Origin of the sequence: Phenylobacterium sp., assembly GCF_030651755.1 — a bacterium.
GTDB lineage: Bacteria > Pseudomonadota > Alphaproteobacteria > Caulobacterales > Caulobacteraceae > Phenylobacterium.
In genome coordinates, this window is record NZ_JAUSBZ010000087.1 from 1 (window position 1) to 17577 (window position 17577).

General features: G+C 68.2%; 17 protein-coding genes. 10 read left to right on the forward strand and 7 right to left on the reverse strand.

Annotated features, from left to right (window positions below; all coding sequences use genetic code 11):
* Nucleotides 1-224: hypothetical protein (locus Q7V15_RS08210; RefSeq protein WP_304754989.1), on the reverse strand; the 224-nt coding region annotated here is incomplete at its 3' end.
* A 158-nt stretch (nt 225-382) separates the two neighbouring features.
* On the opposite strand from Q7V15_RS08210, the gene Q7V15_RS08215 reads away from it, so the two are divergent.
* From Q7V15_RS08215 to Q7V15_RS08225, 3 genes are all read left to right on the forward strand, one after another.
* Nucleotides 383-2767 (forward strand): DNA translocase FtsK, encoded by a 2385-nt coding sequence (locus Q7V15_RS08215; protein ID WP_304754990.1) that lies wholly within the window; start codon nt 383-385, stop codon nt 2765-2767.
* A gap of 289 nt (nt 2768-3056) precedes the next feature.
* Nucleotides 3057-3773 (forward strand): SDR family NAD(P)-dependent oxidoreductase, encoded by a 717-nt coding sequence (locus Q7V15_RS08220; protein ID WP_304754992.1) that lies wholly within the window; start codon nt 3057-3059, stop codon nt 3771-3773.
* Entirely contained in the window at nt 3767-5335 is a 1569-nt protein-coding gene (locus Q7V15_RS08225; RefSeq protein WP_304754993.1) for a cryptochrome/photolyase family protein, read from the forward strand. Before Q7V15_RS08220 ends, Q7V15_RS08225 begins: the two co-directional genes overlap by 7 nt.
* Here the strand turns inward: Q7V15_RS08225 and Q7V15_RS08230 are convergent.
* Together Q7V15_RS08230 and Q7V15_RS08235 are read right to left on the reverse strand one after the other, a co-directional pair.
* Nucleotides 5308-5763 carry a YbaN family protein gene (locus Q7V15_RS08230; RefSeq protein WP_304754994.1) on the reverse strand — a complete coding sequence of 152 codons (456 nt, stop codon included), beginning with the start codon at nt 5761-5763 and terminating at the stop codon, nt 5308-5310. The genes Q7V15_RS08225 and Q7V15_RS08230 overlap by 28 nt on opposite strands.
* A gap of 177 nt (nt 5764-5940) precedes the next feature.
* Nucleotides 5941-6450: a MarR family winged helix-turn-helix transcriptional regulator gene (locus Q7V15_RS08235; RefSeq protein WP_304755007.1), complete on the reverse strand. Its 510-nt coding sequence runs from the start codon at nt 6448-6450 to the stop codon at nt 5941-5943.
* Nucleotides 6451-6690: 240 nt separating this feature from the next.
* Here Q7V15_RS08235 and Q7V15_RS08240 point away from each other — a divergent pair, with 240 nt between their 5' ends.
* Nucleotides 6691-7032, forward strand: a complete 342-nt coding sequence (locus Q7V15_RS08240) for a hypothetical protein (RefSeq protein WP_304754996.1) — start codon at nt 6691-6693, stop codon at nt 7030-7032.
* 57 nt (nt 7033-7089) lie between these two features.
* Here Q7V15_RS08240 and Q7V15_RS08245 read toward each other — a convergent pair whose 3' ends face one another.
* The 4 genes from Q7V15_RS08245 to Q7V15_RS08260 form a co-directional block, all read right to left on the reverse strand.
* Complete coding sequence (locus Q7V15_RS08245; protein WP_304754997.1) at nt 7090-7494, reverse strand: response regulator; 405 nt, start codon at nt 7492-7494, stop codon at nt 7090-7092.
* Nucleotides 7495-7704: 210 nt separating this feature from the next.
* Nucleotides 7705-8871, reverse strand: coding sequence for a tetratricopeptide repeat protein (locus tag Q7V15_RS08250; RefSeq protein ID WP_304754998.1), 1167 nt, complete (start codon nt 8869-8871; stop codon nt 7705-7707).
* Between the two features lie 113 nt (nt 8872-8984).
* A complete protein-coding gene (locus Q7V15_RS08255; RefSeq protein WP_304754999.1) occupies nt 8985-9575 on the reverse strand; it encodes a helix-turn-helix domain-containing protein in 591 nt (196 codons plus the stop codon).
* Nucleotides 9576-9636: 61 nt separating this feature from the next.
* The gene (locus Q7V15_RS08260; RefSeq protein WP_304755000.1) at nt 9637-10617 is read right to left on the reverse strand and encodes a YafY family protein; all 981 of its coding nucleotides are present in this window, start codon (nt 10615-10617) and stop codon (nt 9637-9639) included.
* Between the two features lie 76 nt (nt 10618-10693).
* On the opposite strand from Q7V15_RS08260, the gene Q7V15_RS08265 reads away from it, so the two are divergent.
* From Q7V15_RS08265 to Q7V15_RS08290, 6 genes are all read left to right on the forward strand, one after another.
* Nucleotides 10694-11119, forward strand: a complete 426-nt coding sequence (locus Q7V15_RS08265; RefSeq protein ID WP_304755001.1) for a hypothetical protein — start codon at nt 10694-10696, stop codon at nt 11117-11119.
* Between the two features lie 117 nt (nt 11120-11236).
* A complete protein-coding gene (gene ybaK / locus Q7V15_RS08270) occupies nt 11237-11707 on the forward strand; it encodes a Cys-tRNA(Pro) deacylase (protein ID WP_304755002.1) in 471 nt (156 codons plus the stop codon).
* Between the two features lie 59 nt (nt 11708-11766).
* Nucleotides 11767-12420, forward strand: a complete 654-nt coding sequence (locus Q7V15_RS08275; RefSeq protein WP_304755003.1) for a TetR/AcrR family transcriptional regulator — start codon at nt 11767-11769, stop codon at nt 12418-12420.
* 123 nt (nt 12421-12543) lie between these two features.
* Entirely contained in the window at nt 12544-15084 is a 2541-nt protein-coding gene (locus tag Q7V15_RS08280) for a TonB-dependent receptor (RefSeq protein WP_304755004.1), read from the forward strand.
* A 160-nt stretch (nt 15085-15244) separates the two neighbouring features.
* Nucleotides 15245-16702: an autotransporter outer membrane beta-barrel domain-containing protein gene (locus tag Q7V15_RS08285; protein WP_304755005.1), complete on the forward strand. Its 1458-nt coding sequence runs from the start codon at nt 15245-15247 to the stop codon at nt 16700-16702.
* Between the two features lie 7 nt (nt 16703-16709).
* Nucleotides 16710-17498 (forward strand): alpha/beta fold hydrolase, encoded by a 789-nt coding sequence (locus tag Q7V15_RS08290; RefSeq protein WP_304755006.1) that lies wholly within the window; start codon nt 16710-16712, stop codon nt 17496-17498.
* Nucleotides 17499-17577: the final 79 nt, after the last annotated feature.

A 17577-nucleotide genomic window follows, 5' to 3' on the forward strand; every position in this document is an offset into this window, starting at 1 on the left:
GCGTCGGCCGCCGCCTGCACCGGCGCCAGGGTTCGCACATCGGCGTCCAAGGCCTGGGCGTCCGTAGCCGTCACCGGGGCGACCCCCTCGCTGGCGAGGGTTTCTCCTGGCAGTCGCCCCCCCCGGGGTTCGGCGCCCAGAATGCCAAGGGCGAAGGCCCCGGCGGCGCAGGCCAGAAGCAGCAGCGCGACGAGGCGCAGAACGGGTCGAGGAACGGTCCACATGCGCCGAAACCTAGAGCGGCGCGGGGCGAAGCGGAAGCGCCATCATCGCCAAGACGGCGGCTTCCTGCGTCACTGGCCCGCGGCGTCCGGACGAGACGGGGTAAACGCCTCTTAACCCTCCATCCCCATAGATGGGCGCCAGTTGATTTGGAGGCCCTATGGCGCGGGCGGCGCGGAAGTCAGGTCTGGAGCTTGGGCTGTACATCGCCCGGCTCGCATGGACCCATCCCCTGACCGCGCGGCTGCGCGGCGGGCTGCTGGCGGCCGCCGGCGTCGCCGCGGCCCTGGCCCTGGCGACCTATAACGCCGCTGATCCCAGCTTCAATTCGGCCACGCCTCATCCGCCGCTCAACGTCCTGGGAGGGCCTGGCGCGACCATCGCCGATGTCGCCATCCAGTCCCTGGGGCTGACGGCGGCCCTCGCGGCCCTGATGATGGTGTTGCTGGGGTTGTCTCGGGCTCTGTCCCCCGATCCGGACGCCACGCGGGCCGACCTGCGTCTCCGAGCGGTGGTCGGGCTGGCCGGCGTGCTCGGCCTGGCCGCCCTGTTGGCCTGGCCCGCCCCTCCGGCGGTCTGGCCCCTGGCCAAAGGGTTGGGCGGCTTCTGGGGCCATGGGCTTCTGACCGGTCTCGCAGGTCTTCTGGATTTTGCCCGGATTCCAGGCGCACGCCCCCTGGCGGCCCTGATCCTCGGTCTGGCCGGGGCCGTCGCCATGGCCTACGCCCTTGGGGTCCGGCGCCTGAACCTGTCGAGCCTGGCCGAAGGCATGGCCCACGCCCTGACTCCCCGACCCAAGGTGGAAATCGAACCCCCGGCGCCGCCAGCGCCGGCCCGGGCCGCCCGGGCTCGCCGGGCCGCCCGCGCCGCCGAAATTCCCCCTGAGGCCCTGGGGGCCGCCCCCGTGGCCCACCCTCAGGCCGCCATGGCGGGTGATGAGGCCAGCGAGCCCACGCCGAACCTCAGTATCCGCGCCCCCAAGACTCCGCCGCGAGATTCCTCCCGTGAGAGCCGCGAGAACCAGGGGGTGTTCGACTTCGTCCGCCCCGACGGCTTCTCGCTGCCTGAGCTGTCCATGCTGGCCAAGCCCAAGCCCCGGGCGGCGGCCTTCGACGAGGGCGCCCTGCGCCAGAACGCCCAGCTGCTGGAAGGCGTGCTGGCCGAGTTCGGCGTCCGCGGTCAGATCGATCAGATCCGCCCCGGCCCCGTGGTCACCCTCTACGAACTCGTGCCTGCGCCCGGGGTGAAGTCTGCCCGGGTGGTGGCGCTGTCGGACGATATCGCCCGCTCGATGAGTGTCGCGGCCTGCCGGGTGGCCGTGGTGCCCGGCCGCAACGCCATCGGCATCGAATTGCCCAATCAGAAGCGCGAGACCGTCTATCTGCGCGACCTGCTGGCCAGCCCCGAATACGAGCGCTCGACGCTCGCCCTGCCCATGGCGCTCGGCGAGAACATCGGTGGCGAGCCCTATATCGCCGACCTTTCGAAAATGCCCCACCTGCTGATCGCCGGCACCACCGGCTCGGGCAAGTCGGTGGGGGTCAACGCCATGATCCTGTCGATCCTCTACCGCCTGGCGCCGGACCAGTGCCGGTTCATCATGATCGACCCCAAGATGCTGGAGCTGTCGGTCTATGACGGTATCCCGCACCTTCTGGCGCCGGTGGTGACAGACCCGAAAAAGGCCATCGTCGCGCTGAAATGGACCGTCCGCGAGATGGAGGACCGCTATCGCCTGATGTCGAAGATCGGCGTCCGCAACGTCGCCTCCTACAATGAGCGCGCCAAGGAGGCCGCGGCCAAGGGCGAGCATTTCGAGCGCACCGTCCAGACCGGCTTCGATGACAGCGGCCGGCCGGTCTATGAGAGCGAGCGGATCGATCCCAAGCCCATGCCCTATCTGGTGGTGGTCATCGACGAGGTGGCTGACCTGATGCTGGTGGCGGGCAAGGACGTGGAGGGCGCCGTCCAGCGCCTGGCCCAGATGGCCCGGGCGGCCGGCATTCACCTGATCATGGCCACGCAACGTCCGTCGGTGGATGTGATCACCGGCACCATCAAGGCCAACTTCCCGACCCGGATCTCCTTCCAGGTGACCTCGAAGATCGATAGCCGCACCATCTTGGGCGAGCAGGGCGGCGAGCAGCTGCTCGGCCAGGGCGACATGCTCTATATGGCCGGCGGCGGACGCATCACCCGCCTGCACGGCCCCTTCGTCTCCGACGAGGAGGTCGAGGCGGTGGCCAAGTTCCTGCGCGCCCAGGGCGAGCCGCAATATGTGGAGGACGTCACCGCTGGCGGCGATGACGAGGATGGCGGCGGGGATGACTTCGGGGCCGGCGGCGGCTCGGGCGATGATCTCTATGACCGGGCCGTGGCCGTGGTCACCCGGGACGGCAAGGCCTCCACCAGCTATGTCCAGCGCCGTCTGCAGATCGGCTACAACCGGGCGGCCTCGCTCATTGAGCGGATGGAGCAGGAGGGCGTGGTCAGCCCCGCCAACCATGCCGGCAAGCGCGAAATCCTGGTCGGCGCGCCGCCATAGGTCGAGAGAAGTGGGCGCGCCCGACGAAGTCCGGACGGGGCTTGGGGGGAGAGAAGCGTCTCAGTCTCACGCCCGGCGCGCCCTGCGCGGAAACGGCAAACTGTCTTTCAACAGTCGTGGGGGGATGCCGTCCAGCGCCTCCAACAGATTGGATTGCCGGGTAAAAATTCAAGCGCCTGCGACTCTTTGGCGCCCCTGATTTCGGTGCGCCGACGGAACTTGGGCGCATCAATGGGTCCGCGCGGGCCGTAGATGGGCCGGAACCTCTTTGTTTCCAGGAGCCGAAACCATGGGCGCGAGCGTCGTCATTGGAGCCCGTGGCGGCATCGGCGGGGCCCTGGTCGCCCGCCTGGCCGCCCGCCCCGGCGGCGGACCCATCCTGGCCCTCTCCCGCACGCGCCCCGAAAACCTGCCACCGCAGGCGACCTGGGGGCCTATCGACCTGAGCGAGGAAGCCTCCATCGCCGCCGCGGCGGCGGCGATCGACCCTGATACGCCCCTCGACCGGATCCTGGTGGCGACGGGGCGGTTGCAGGCCCTGGGGCGGCAGCCGGAAAAGACCTGGCGACATCTGGACGCCGAGGCGCTCCTGGCCGCCTTCGCTGACAATGCGGTGGGGCCGGCGCTCGTGGCCAAACACTTCCTGCCGCGCCTGCCCCGGGATCGGCGGAGCGTCTTCGCCGCCCTGTCAGCCCGGGTGGGCAGCATCGGGGATAATCATCTGGGGGGCTGGTACGGTTACCGGGCCTCCAAGGCGGCCCTCAACCAGTTGATCCACACCCTGGCCATCGAACTGGCGCGCCAGCGGCCCCAGGCCATCTGTGTCGCCCTGCATCCGGGCACGGTGGACACCGGCCTGTCGGCGCCGTTCCAGGCCGGGGTGAGCGCCGAAAAACTCTTCAGCCCCGACGTCGCCGCTGGGCGGCTTCTCGCTGTCCTTGAGGGTCTGACGCCGGCCGACAGTGGCGGCTTCTTCGCCTGGGACGGTCAGGCCATCCCATGGTGAGACGCCTGATCCTGGTGCTGGGCGACCAGCTGTCGCCGCCAGAACGGCTCGGATCCCTGCGCGACGCCGACCCCGGCCAGGACGTGGTGCTGATGGCCGAGGTCGTCGAAGAGATGACCTACGCGCCGCACCATCGCCAGAAACTGGTCCTGGTCCTGTCGGCCATGCGCCAGCACGCCGAGGCCCTGCGGACGGCCGGATTTGAGGTGCGCTACGTCCGCCACGACGATCCCGACAACAGCGGCGGCCTGAGCGGCGAGCTGCAGCGCGCCGCCCAGGCTCTCCAGCCGGATGAGATCTGGCTTACCCGCTCGGGAGAGTGGCGCCTGGAGCGCGCCTTTGATGGGCTTGAGCTGAGCCTGCCAGCGCCCCTGCGTCGGGTCGAAGATGACCGCTACCTCTGTGACGCGGACACCTTCGCCCGGTGGGCGACGGGACGTCGGGAGCTTCGCATGGAGTTCTTCTACCGCGACATGCGTCGCCGCCACGGCCTGCTGATGGACGGCGCCCAGCCGGCGGGCGGCCGCTGGAATTTCGATGCGGAGAACCGCCGCCGGCTGCCCAGGGACGCCCGCGCGCCGGAACGCGTGATGATCGCGCCCAATGCGGTGACCCAAGGCCTGATCGCCGAAATCGAAGCCCTGGTCCCCGACGGGTTTGGCGACCTCTCGGCCTTTGGCTGGGCGACCAATGCGGCTGAGGCCGAGCAACTGGCCGACCACTTCTTCTCCGACATCCTGGCCGGCTTTGGCGACCACCAGGACGCCATGGCCCTGGGGGCGCCCTGGCTCTGGCATGGGCGGCTTTCGGCGGCGCTGAACCTTGGCCTGCTCGATCCCCTCGACCTCTGTCGCCGGGCCGAGGCCGAGTGGCGGGCGGGCCTGGCGCCCCTGAACGCTGTCGAAGGCTTCATCCGCCAGATCCTCGGCTGGCGGGAATTCGTGCGCGGGGTCTACTGGCTGAAGATGCCGGCCTATCTGGAGACCAATGCGCTCGGCGCCGCCAACCGCCTGCCGGACTTCTACTGGACCGGCGAGACCGACATGGCCTGTGTCGGCGCGGTGGTGGCCGAAACCCGGGCCCACGCCTACGCCCACCACATCCAGCGGCTGATGGTCACCGGTAATCTCGCCATGCTGCTCGGCGTCGCGCCGGCCGAGATCAACGCCTGGTACCTGGGGGTCTATGCCGACGCCTATGAGTGGGTGGAGGCGCCGAACACCCACGGCATGGCCACCTATGCCGATGGCGGCTTGGTGGGGTCCAAGCCCTATGCGGCCAGCGGCGCCTATATCAACCGGATGAGCGACTACTGCTCAGCCTGCGCCTATGAGGTGAAGGATCGGCTGGGCGACCGGGCCTGTCCGTTCAACAGTCTCTATTGGGACTTTCTCGACCGGAACGCGGCGCGCCTGGACGCCAACCCGCGCATGGCCCTTCCCTACAAGAACCTGGCCCGCCTGGGCGAGGTCGAGCGCCAGGCGATCACTGCGCGGGCCGCACAGCTGCGCCAGCGGTTTGGCGCGACGCCGCTTCAGGCCGAGGGCCGTGTCAGCACATAGAGGGCGCAGAAGGTCAGGACCACGCCGACGCCCATCGGAACCCACGTGTTGGTGGCGGTGAGCATCACCATCACCAGGCTCAGACCCATGCCGATGACAGCGGCGAGCTTGGCCCGCGGCGGGATCGCCCCGTGCTGGTCCCAGGCCCGCAGGGTGGGGCCAAAACGCTTGTGGGCGTAGAGACGGGCGCGCAGCTTCGGCGCGCTCTTGCCGAAGGCCCAGGCGGCGACGATCAGGAACACGGTGGTCGGCAAGAGGGGCAGGAAGGCGCCGAGAATGCCCATGCCCAGGGCCGCCATACCCAGGGCGCGGTACATCAAGGTCGCCCAGGTCGCCAAGGTGGGGGTCGCCAAGGTGGGGGGCGCCATCGCCGGCGGCGCCGGGGCGTCCTCCTCAGAGGAATCTGCGGGATCGCGCGGCGCGGACATGGCCCCAGCATGCCACATGTCTTGCGAGGAGGTCGCAAAAAACCTGTTGTCGGAGCCAATCGCCTGACGCGACCAGACGGAATCGTCTGATCGTTGAATCAGGCTCTAAACTCTAGGTCTTGAGTGCGTTTCATTCCGATAACCGGTTCCCCACTTATCGGGACGCGCCCTAGGAGCTCAGCCGCGCGCCGCGCGCATCAGGTCGGGTTCAAACCGGATCAAGGCTTCAGCGACCTTCGGGTCTGGGGCGAGGTTGCCGATCACTGTGGCGAGGCCGCGGCTGATCTCTCGCCGACGGGTCTCGTCCACTCCCTCGAGGGCGGTGCGATTGAATTCCAGCAGCTGGTCCACGGCCTTGTCGTACATGGCCCGACCTCGGTCGGTGAGGGTCAGATGGACCTGCCGACGGTCGGTGGCGGGGGTCTCCCGGACCATCAGGCCTCGGCGAACCAGCTGGTCGACGCTGCGCGTGAGGGTGGTGCGGTCGACCGCGGTGAACGCCGCCAGGTCAGACATGGAGCAGGTCCCGCACCGGCGGACCGTGGAAATGGCTCGCCACTGGCCAAGGTTCAGCTCCAGGGGCGCCAGGGCCCGCTCAAAAGCCGCGTCACGCCGTCGCACCGCCTGGAACAACAGGTAGAAAAAGTACTCCGGCACATTGAGGCCAAATTCCGCCTCGGCGTCCACAGACCTCAAGTAAGGCTTGGTTTCTTTGGTCAATTGCGCGTCCCCCAGGCGGGACAGAACACCTCTTCGTGCAAACGCACAAGGGTCAGATACAAATGGTGCAAACGCACCTACACGTTGACAGCCCCGCCATCGCCCCCTAGGTGGGCCTCAACAGTCACAAGACGCCGTTATGCGGCTGGCGCGGATCGTCCCGCGCCGCTCAGACCCCACGGCGCCGCGCGCGTTCACAGAGGCATCATGGACGGACCGCCGACGGCGGGCCTCGACGATCTTCGTCGTCGGCTCGACCACCTGCAATTTGAGGTGCGCCAGATCAGCGCCTACGGCCGGGCCATGGTCGCGGCCATCGCGACCTTGTCACCGGCGGCCCACGCCGCCCTGACCGAGGCTCTAGGCCGGGAGACTCTTGGCCTGGAGACTGATGACGGCCGACAGGCAGATCTGTTCGCACCCGGCTCAGAGGGTCTGCGCTTGTCCCAGGCCAGGCTCGCTCGGGATCTGGAGCGCGCCCTGGTGGAGCGGGCTGCGCGCCTGGACGGCGACGGGGCCTATGAGGAACCCCAACGCCGCTCTGGCTAGAGTCTGGAGACGGCCTCGGATCCCCCTGTGCGGGAATCTGCTCAAAGGCATCGCGCCTCAGACCTCAAGATCCCAGAGGGCTTCGATGAGTTCGGCCGGCTCGAAGGGCTTGACGATCCAGCCAGCGACACCTTCGGCCCGTCCTCGCGCCTGCTTGGCCTCGGCTTCCTCGCTGGTGATGATCACCACCGGCAGATCGGCGAAACAGGGCTGGGCGCGGATCGCGGCCACCAGGGCGAACCCATCCATGCCAGGCATGTTCAGGTCGCTGAGAACGATATCTGGCCGCCGCGCGGCGATCATTTCGAGGGCGCTCGCCCCGTCTTCGGCCACCCGGACCTCGTAGCCCACAGCGCTCAGCACATCGTCCAGCAGCAGTCGGATGACCGGAGAATCGTCAACCACGAGGATTCGCGTCGCCCCGCGCACCTTTTGGGGCATGCGTGTCTCAGGCGCAGACATGCACAGCTCCGAAGGGGCGATGGCGAGGAACATGGCGGGGGTGGCCTCGAAGACGAATCAGGCTGCGACTCCTCGCACTCTTTCCCGGATACGATGAAAGATAGGGTTAATCCGAGCAGGATTCTCCAATATGAGAAACCGAGGCGGGCTTCAACCGGCGCGCTGCGGCGTCGATGTCACACCCGGGGCTTGCCGCGAGGGGCGCCCCGCTCAGGGCGTGGCTGCGAGGCGGGCGGCGGCGGCGCAGGCGTTGCTGGAAAAGTCCTTGTCGTCGCACTCCGCCTGCAGAATCTGGCGAGCGCGGGTCCGGTCGGGGGCGCCGCCTTGGCCCTTGGCCAACATGTCGGCATAGGCCATGCAACCCCAACCGCTATCGCAGGCGAAGCGCTCCAGGTCTCGGGCGAGGGCGAGGTCTGCGGTGATCTCTCCGCGTCTGTGCATGCCAGCCAGCGCCTGACAGCCTGGCGGATAGGCCACCTCGCAGGCCAGGGCGTAGGCGTCGGCGGCTTCGGCGAAGCTCTTTGGCGCAATATCCCCGCGGCGCAGGCCATCGCCCAACTCCGCGCATCCGGCGCCGTCGGCGAGGACCCAGGCGGACAGATACAGGTTCAGGGCGCGGGCCTTGTCGACAGGCATGTTCTGGAAGCCGTGCTGCCATTCCCAAGACGCGCGGGCGCAGGCGCGCCCTAGACCCATCTCGCAGGCGTCTGTCAGCATGGCCTTTTTCTCGCTGTAGCCTAGGCCAGGCAGGCTGTGGGCGCTCTTGAAGATCTGCACGGCATTTTTGAAGTCATGGTACTCCTCCTCGGTGATGAGGCCGCTGTCGAACAGAGCGTCACAGTAGTCGGCGTCCTTTGCGATACAGGCTCGGGTGGCGATCAACCCTAGGGTCGCGTCGGAGTTCACGGGGATGATGACACTGTCGAGCATGATGTTCGTCAGGGCATGGCAGGCCTCGCCGTCGCCGATGTCACAGGCCCTGGAATAGAGATAGGCGGCGCGTGCGGGCTGTCTGGAGCCCCCTTCGCCCTTCATGTGCATCTTCGCCAGAGAGACGCAGGCCTCGGGCTCCGATAGCGCGCTCCAGGCGATGTTGACGACGCAGGCCTTGGCGTAGAGTTCGCGGGCGCGTTTCGGATCGGCTGGGCCGCCACGGCCGTTGGCCGTTATGTCCCCCAACAGGGTGCAGGCTCGGAAATGACCGGCGTCGCAAGCCTGTCCAAGTTCGCGGCGCGCTGTGACGGGGTCGGCGCCATACAGCGCCTGCTGGCCGGCCTTGAAGCGGGCCTCGGCCTGTGGAGACGCCGCCTGACTGGGAGAGACCACCAGCGCGCCCAGCGCCAGAGCGGCGAGAGCTTGGATGACTGATCGCAACATGAGCCCTCGGCATGCATAGGCTGGACAAGGAAATCCTCGCCATCGACCAAGGTTCTGGCAAGTCCAAAGCGGAGCTTCCGGCCCCGTGGCATGCGCCGCTGTGCAGGTGAAGGCTAGGTTTCGGAAACGTTCTGACCCTGGTGGATCAAGAGCACCCGCGCAGGGGTTTCGTCCTGGGCCGTCAGGGCGAAGCCCATCTCGGCGTCGAAATAGACGCCGTCGCCCTTGGACAGGGACAGGGGCGCATAGACGTCGGAATGCATCACAGCGCGACCTTCCAGGACCATCAGATAGGCCTCGCCCGCCGCCCGCAGCAGGCCGCCGGTCCGTCGCGGCTCGACCACCTCAAGCACCAGGGGCGTGAAATTTCGTCGCAATAGGTCGGTCGCGCCGGCCAGGCCAGACAGGCCGCCGAGGTCGCAGGGTTCGCCGGCCTCGGCGCGGATCACCGATCGACGCCCGGCGGCCGGCGGCGGCCCGCCCCCCTCCGGGACAGGCTTGACCAGGTGGTCAATGTCGATCTCCAAGGCCTGACAGAGTTTGATGAGCACCTCGTAGCCCAGGGAGGTCTGGCCCAACTCAACCTTGGAGAGGCTCGACAGGGGGACCCCGGAGCGGGCGCTCAGATCGGCCAGGGTCCAGCCGCGGTCCCGCCGGAGCCGGCGTATGGCGGCGCCCGCCGCCGCAGAGAGGCGCGTGGTCATAGGGGGACCTGACTGTTGCGGCGGGACAGGCTGAAGCTCCGGCGTCATGAGAGGCCCATGCTTAAGCCTGATGAACGGCCAAGGCCAAGCTCAGTTGCTCACCCATCATGTCCTTCAGGCGCTGGGGCGCCAGAATCTCCACCTTGTCGCCCCAGCTGAACAGGTGCCAGGCGAGTTCCCGCATGCCGCTGGCCCGAAAGGCGATCAGCACCGACCCATCCGGTTGGGGGGAGATTTCCTGAGTGGAGTGAAACCGCCAGCCCAAGGCCTCCTCCGCCCCATGGGGCCGGACCCGGAGGCGCACGGCCTCCACCTCGTCCTGATAGATGCCGAAGCTGCGATCGACGAAGGCGGCCAGGGAAAAGTCGGGGGGCGGCGTGGCGGGAAGGTCGAGCACGGCGACCTCGGCCAACCGGTCCAGGCGCCAGGTCCTGGGCTCCCCCGCCTCTCCCTCGGCGGCGAGCAGATAATTGCTGCGGCCAAACAGCAGGCCGAGGGGCGTCACCTCCCGCCGCCGGCCAGGGGTGCTGCCGCCCAGATAGGTGAAGGCCAGGCGCTTGAGGCCGATGATCGCCTCTCGAACCTGCCGCAGGACGATCTCATCCTCGAACGGGCGAGGGCCGGGGGCCAGGGCGATGGCCTCGGCCTGCAACACGGCCTCCAGGTCTGGCGCCAGACGTCGGCGGGCCGGCGCCCGCATCGCCGACAGCACCTTGGCTTCCAGCCGGGTCAGGGCCGCGGCCCGTCCCCGGGCGCCGGCGGCGCGGAACTGTTCAGCCGCAGCGCGCAGGGCGCCCAGCTCCTCGGCGTCGGGGGTCTGGAACAGGGCGTCCAGGCCCGCCGGGATACGAAACCGACGGGTGGGCGGATCCTCGATCTCCTCGAACTGCGGGAACAGCTCGCGCAGGGCGTCGCGCATTCGCTCGGCGGTGCGCCGGCCTACCCCGACCCGGTCGGCCATCTCATCAAGGGTCAGACCTTCGGCGGTGCTGGCCAGGGCCCTGGCCAGCTCCAGCAGCAGGGCGGCCTTTTCATGTCGCATGGACGGCTCCTTACGTCCGATTCTGACGCATCCCCCCTCTAGGGTCCAGGGTGTCGAGAGGAAACGGAGACACCCCATGGCCGCCGCCCGCAATACAACCCGCCGCAGAACCGGTCCCGCTGCGCCGCTGGTGGACATGGCCGCGCGCCCGGAGGCCCCTGGCGCCGACCTGATCGCCGCTGTGCTGACCCACGCGGATCTGGAGGCCAGGCTCAGCCCCCGCCGGGTGCGCCGCTCCCTGTCGCCCTACCGCGCGGCGGAACTGCGCGAGGCGGGCCGACTCAATGCTGTGGAGGCCGCGCGCAGTCTCGATCTGGCGGTGATTTGGGACGAGGCCGAGGCCGAGGTGGTGCGGGTGATCGACGACGCCCCTCTACGTCGCAAGATCGAAGCCGGCCCCGCCTGGTGGGAAGACGCCTGGGACGAAGAGGTCTGGCAGGCCTCGCCCCCCGCCCCGGCCCCGAGGCCGGCGCTCCGGGCGGTCAAGGGCGGTCGTCGATGATCGCGCCGGGACCGCTTTTCACCCCGACGCTGTTTCAGGCGCGGTTGCCCGGCGCCGCGCCCGCCCAGGAGCGCCGACGCCTTGACCCCGGCCTGCGGCCGGTGCAAGGGCGCGACCATGTCGAAAGCCACGCCCGCCACCCGCGTCCTTGATCGCGCCGGCGTGGCCTACGCCCTGCATCTCTATGTCTATGATCCCTCCGCTGGACGGATCGGCCTGGCCGCCGCCGCCAGCCTCGGGGTCGATCCCGCCCTCGTGCTGAAGACCCTGATGACCCTGGTGGACGGCAAGCCCCACTGTGTGGTCCTGCCCTCTGACCGGGAGGTTTCCATGAAGCGTCTGGCCCAGGCGGCCGGCGGCAAGACCGCGCAGATGATGGCTCCCCAGGAGGCTGAGCGGGTGACCGGCTACAAGGTGGGCGGCGTCAGTCCCCTGGGCCAGCGCCGCCGGGTCCCGACGATGGTCGAGGCCTGCGCCCTTGAGCGCCCCACGGTCTTCGTCAATGGCGGCCAGCGCGGGCTTCAGCTCGGTATCGCCCCGGCCGACCTGGTGGCTGTGCTGGGCGCCCAGGTCGCATCCTTCAGTTGAACCCCCCCGACCCTGCGCATTGATTTGGGCGCCGCCACGTCAATTGGCGTAGGTTACCGATGTTCACACGTCACCCCGGAGCACAGATGGGTACGACGGAGACGACATCGGCGGTGCTGGCGCGGCGACGCAGCTATCATGTGGGCAATGTGCGCTCGCAGCTGTCATTGGCCGCCAGCGCTCTGCTGGAGTCCGAGGGGGCCTCGGCGCTCAGCCTGCGGGCCATCGCGCGCCGGACCGGCGTGGCTCTGGGCACCGTCTATTATCACTATGCCGACAAGCACGCCCTGCTGGCGGGGCTCGCCGCTGAGGGGTTCCGCGAATTGGCCGCCACCTTGCGGCTGGCCCGGGAGCGGCTGGGTCCGGAAGGCCGTCTTCGAGTCGCCGGTATGGCCTATCTTGATTTCGTAAGCGCTCGTCCGGCCCTGTATGGGCTGATGTATGAGATGCGGGACATCGGCCGCCGCGAGGAGGTTGAGGCGGCCGAAGGCGAGGCCTTCGCCGAAATGGCCTTGGCGGTCTCCGAGGACGCCGGGGCGGGGGCGGAGACCGAGGCGATCCGCCAGGTCGCCCAGGCGGCCTGGGCCTGCGCCCGGGGAATCGCCGCCCTGGCCCTGGCCCGCGGCGGCCCCGGTCGACTGGACGAGAACACGGTCCGCGAAGCCGTTCTGGGGCTGGAAATCCTGGTTGCGGGGCGTCCAATTCGCCTGTGACGGGCGCCAGGACCCCGGAATGAATTTTCACCTATCCGAACAGTGTTCGACTGGTCCAGCTTGACCCTTATCAACTTCGCACGACGGGCCAATCAAGAGCCTGCGGCGGCTGGGAGGAAGACAATGACCAACATCCTGCGCTTGCGCAGCCTATTCATCATGGGCGCCTCAACTGCGGCCATCGCCGCCGCGACGCCTGCCTTGGCCCAACAGGCCACCATGCTCGAGGAGCTCGTCGTCACCGCCGAGCGTCGGGACCAGAGCCTGCAGGATGTGCCCGTCGCCGTGACGGCCTACACCAGCGAGCGCCGCGACCTTCTAGGGATCACCACGGTCGAAGACCTGGCCCGGAACTCGCCCAGCGTGGCCTACACCAACAATGACCGTCTCTCGATCCGGGGCTTTGGCCGCCTGACCAACGCCATCGGCACCGACCCGTCGGTGGCGCTCTATTCCGATGGCATCTTCTCCAACTCGATGGCCGACTCCTCGACCCCGTCCCTGTTCATCGAGCGGACGGAAATTCTGCGCGGTCCCCAGGGCACCCTGTATGGCCGTAACTCGGTCGGCGGCGCCCTGAACATCATCGGCAAGCGGCCGGCCTACGAATTCGAAGGCGAGTTCCGCGCCACGGTCGGCAATTACGGGACCTGGCAGACCGACCTGCTGATGAGCGGGCCGGTCACTGACGGCCTCCGCTTCCTGGTCGGCGGCTCAGTCCAGCGCCGCGAAGAGGGTTTCATCGAAAACATCGGCCCGGCCGGCGACACCAGCGCGGTCAAGCGCTGGATGTTCGAAGCCCAGGTGGAGGCCGATCTTGGCGAGAACATCGTCGCCCGGCTGCGCTACACAAAGTTCGACTGGGATGACAGCTACGGCGTCGGCAACGTCCATGAGGCGGTGATCACGCCCTATGACACCGCCTCGACCACCGGCCTTGGCAATTCGGCCCTGTACTACAACCCGACCTTCGGCTTCGCGGGCGTCAATCCAGGGACGGCTGATCCCTACAGGATCAACACCAACCAGACCAACGAGGGCAAGCTCAGCGACCATCAGCGCCTGCACTTCGACCTGACCTGGGATCTGGGCGGCGCCACGCTGAAGTACTTGGCGGGCATCCAGAGCTACGTCTACAACACCAACGGGGACGAAGATCGCTCGGCGCGGACGGGCCTATTCAGCATTCCCACGGCGACGCCCTTCGGCGCCTACACCGCCACCAACATCTCCCCAGACCAGCGCTTCTTCTATCAGGAGAAGCAGAAGTGGTGGTCGAACGAGATCAACCTGTCGTCCAATTCCGATGGTCCGCTGCAGTGGATCACCGGCATCTATCAGTACCATCAGGACTATTCGCAGCCCCAGGGCCTGCGGGTGCTGGGTGATCCGGCGGTCCAGAACCCCCTCAACCTCGCCACGGGCGGGCTCGCGCCGCCCAACCCCAACGGCAACTATCTGCACGTTGACGGCACTCTGGAGGTCAATTCCTACGCCGTCTTCGGCCAGGTGGACTATGACCTGAACGACGAATGGACCCTGACGGCCGGCCTGCGCTGGTCGAAGGATGAAAAGACCGGCACCGACTTCGCCCGTTATGTCTCGCGGACCAACACCACCACCACGGTGCTGGCCGCCGCCGGCATTCCCGCCGCGCAGGGCCAGGCTGCGGCCGTCGACTTCACCACCTTCGTGGTCTGCGGCGGTCCGACCATCGCCACCTGCCTGGCCAATCCCCTTTACAGCAACCTGCGTCAGGTTTCCGGCGGCGGGTTGGAGCGGGATCTTTCGGCTGAGTACGACGCCTTCACCGGCACCCTCGGCGTCCAGTGGCAGCCGGACTTCAGCACCAACGCCTATCTTCGCTATAGCCGCGGCTACAAGTCGGGGGGCTGGCTGGCCTCCAACGGCCTGACGCCCTTCCCCTATGCCGATGCTGAGTATGTGGACAACTACGAGCTGGGTCTGAAGAAGACCTGGGGCGGGGTGTTCCAGCTCAACACCGCCCTGTTCTACGCTGACTATCAGGGCTTCCAGGCGCCGCTCACCGTGGTGCTTAACCCGACCACCGGCTCGACCGGCACCCAGTTCCTCAATCTCGAAGCGCGCAACTGGGGTCTTGAGGTCGAAGGCCAGTGGGCGCCGGTGCAAGGGCTGCAACTGTTCGGCAGCTATGCCTACATCAACGCCGAGATCACGGAGGGTTGCTGCTACGTCGACACCAGCGATCCCAGGGCCGCCCAGCCGGGCGCCCGTCCGGTCGGCGCGCCCCTGCCCAATGGCAACCGCAACCAGAGCCTGGTCGGCAGCCGTCTGCCCATGACGCCGGAACACAAGGTCAATCTGGGCGGCAACTACACCATGGACTTCACCCCGGGCAGCCTGACGCTCGGTGTCACCTACACCTATACCGATGAGATGCAGACCGGCGTGTTCGGTTCGCCGCGCTACACCTCGCCGTCGAATGAAAATGTCGATCTGCGGGCCCTGTGGCGCGACGTCGATCGGCGGTTCAGCGTGATCGGCTATGTGAAGAACGTCACGGACGAAGTGGCCTATCAGAGCTCCACCCCGAGCGCTGTGACCGCCCTGGGGACCTTCCGCCAGACGGTGAAGCTCAACTTCCCGCGCACCTTCGGCGTGGAGTTCCAGTACCGCTTCTAGACCTTGTCAGAGGTCTGAAGGACGGGCGGCGCGGACTTCCGCGCCGCCCGTTTCGTTTCCAGGGCCGCCGCATAGTCCAGATGGATCATGCGGCCGAAGGCCAACCCGTGGTGGAGCAGGTGCGACAGTTTCGCACACGTCTTTCACGGGGTACCTCATCATGCGTTTGCTCGCGGCCAGCTTCTTCTCATCCCTTCTCCTGGCGGTCGCCGTCCCCGGGGGCGCAGCCCTGGCCCAGGCGGCGGGCAGCACGGTCACCCTGGCCGACGGCACCACAGTGGTGACCACCATCCGTGGGCTCAACGACATCACCGTCCAGATCAGCGGCGGGCCGGACTTCGGGGCCAATCCCGCCACGGTGAACTTCACCAGCGTCGCGCCGGGGGCCGGCGTCATCGACTATGTGGGCACCATCAGCCAGGGCGGGACCACCTCTCCCTTCACCTGCCAGGTCAACACCATCACCCAGGCGGTGACCGGCACCGGCGCCTGCGCCATCGCCTTCGGCCAGCCGTCGTCCGCCCCACCGCCGGTGACGCCGCCGCCGATCCCGCCGACGCCCCCTGTCACGCCGACCCCGCCCCCCACGACTCCGACAGACCCGACGCCGCCGCCCGCGCCCCCGGTGATCAATGATGGCTCTATCACCGTGACCAATCCCGATGGCTCGGTGGTCACCCTTTCGGTTCCTGAGCAGTTGATTTCGGTGGCCGAGGCCGACCAGCTGATCATGGCCCTGATCGGCGACCGGATGCAGATCGGCAGCCTGGATGGGTTCGTCAATGGCCGCCTGCGGGCCATGGGGATGGCGGCCCTGAGCGCTCAGCTTCCCATGCGCCGTACCGACCAGGGGGGCTATCGCGGCGCTTCAGCGGGGGCCTCAACCTCCGGCGCGGGGCTCTGGCTCAACGCCACGGGCTCCTATGTGGAAGACAGCCGGCCCGGCGTCGGCCAGGACGGCTATGGCGGGGCCGTGGCCCTTGGCCTTGATATGAGCGCTGGCGACATGGTCCTCGGCGGCTATGTGGCGCACAGCCAGATCGACCTGGATGGGGCGAACGCCAGCTATGAGTCCGATGGATGGAGCGTCGGCCTCTATGCCAGCTGGTCTCAGGATCCGGCCCTGCGCCTGACCGCCTCGGTCGGCTACGGCGCGTTCGACGTCGAGTACGGCCGCACCATCGCCGGGCTGCGCAGTTTCGGCGCCACCGAGCGGACCCAGTTCGTGGGCTCGCTGTCGGCGGAATCCCAGTTCGCCCTGGGCGACAGCTGGGTTCTCACCCCTGGCCTGGGCGTTTCGGCCTCCTCTTCGGAGACTGACGCCTATCGGGACAACGCCAACCGGCCGGTCGCAGGGAACAAGGTGGACATGACCGTGATCTCCGGCGGCGCCTCGCTCTTCTACACAGGCGGCGCCTGGCTGCCCTATGTCTCGGCCAGCTTCAATCATCAGACCGATGGCGCCCCCGGCGTCGACACCGACTACGGCCTGATCGGCGCCGGTGTGGCCATTCCGGTGTCGGAGCTGTTCAGCCTGGCCTTCACCGCCCAGACCCTGGTCGGCAAGTCCAACGAATCCCAGTCGACCTTCGGCGTCACCCTGCGCCGGGCCTTCTGATCACCTCATGTGGCGGCGCCTGACACCCCTGTTCCTGGCGCCGCTGCTGATCGCATCCCCCGTCGCCGCCCGACACGTCCACCCCCTGGACGACGGATGGATGCGGTTCGAAGTGGCGGCGGCGGGGCGTCCCCTCGCCGCCGCCATGCCGTCTGCGGACACGCCGGTCGAGATCTTGACCATTGTGATCGAGGGTGACGGCCAGGCCCATGACCGCCATGGTCGGGCGAGCGCCAATCCGACCCCTTTGAGGGCCGTGGGGCTGGATCTGGCCAAGGCCTGGCCGGGGCCCGCCGCCTGGCTGGGACGCTCCTGCCAATTTGTGGAGGACGTCGCCTGCGAGGCCGCCCACTGGACCACCCACCGGTTTTCGTCAGAGGCCGTGGCGATGACCGACGCCGCGGTCAGCGCCCTGATGGCCAGGGCCGGGGCGGAGAAGGTGGTGTTGGTGGGCTGGTCAGGGGGCGGGGTGATGGCTGCGCTGGTGGCCGCGCGGCGGGATGATCTCGCCGGTCTTGTGACCATCGCCGCGCCGCTGGATGTGGGCGCCTGGACGGCCAGCCGGGGCTTGAGTCCGCTGCAGGGTCTCGACCCCGCCGACCTGCCGCCGATCGCTGCGCCTCAACTTCACCTGACCGGCGCCTTTGACCCTGTGGTGCGTCCAGCCGCCGTCAAGCGAACGGCCCGGCGCCTGGCCGGGCCGCAGGGCCAGGTAGAGACCTGGCGAGAGCGTCATGAGTGCTGCTGGACGGCCCGGGCGGGCGAAATCGCCGCCCGCCTCGGACCCCAGCCTTGAGCCTACTTGCCGCCGAGCGTCGCGCGCAGCATCCAGGCGTGTTTTTCATGGGCTTCCAGGCGGTCGGTGATGATGCCGG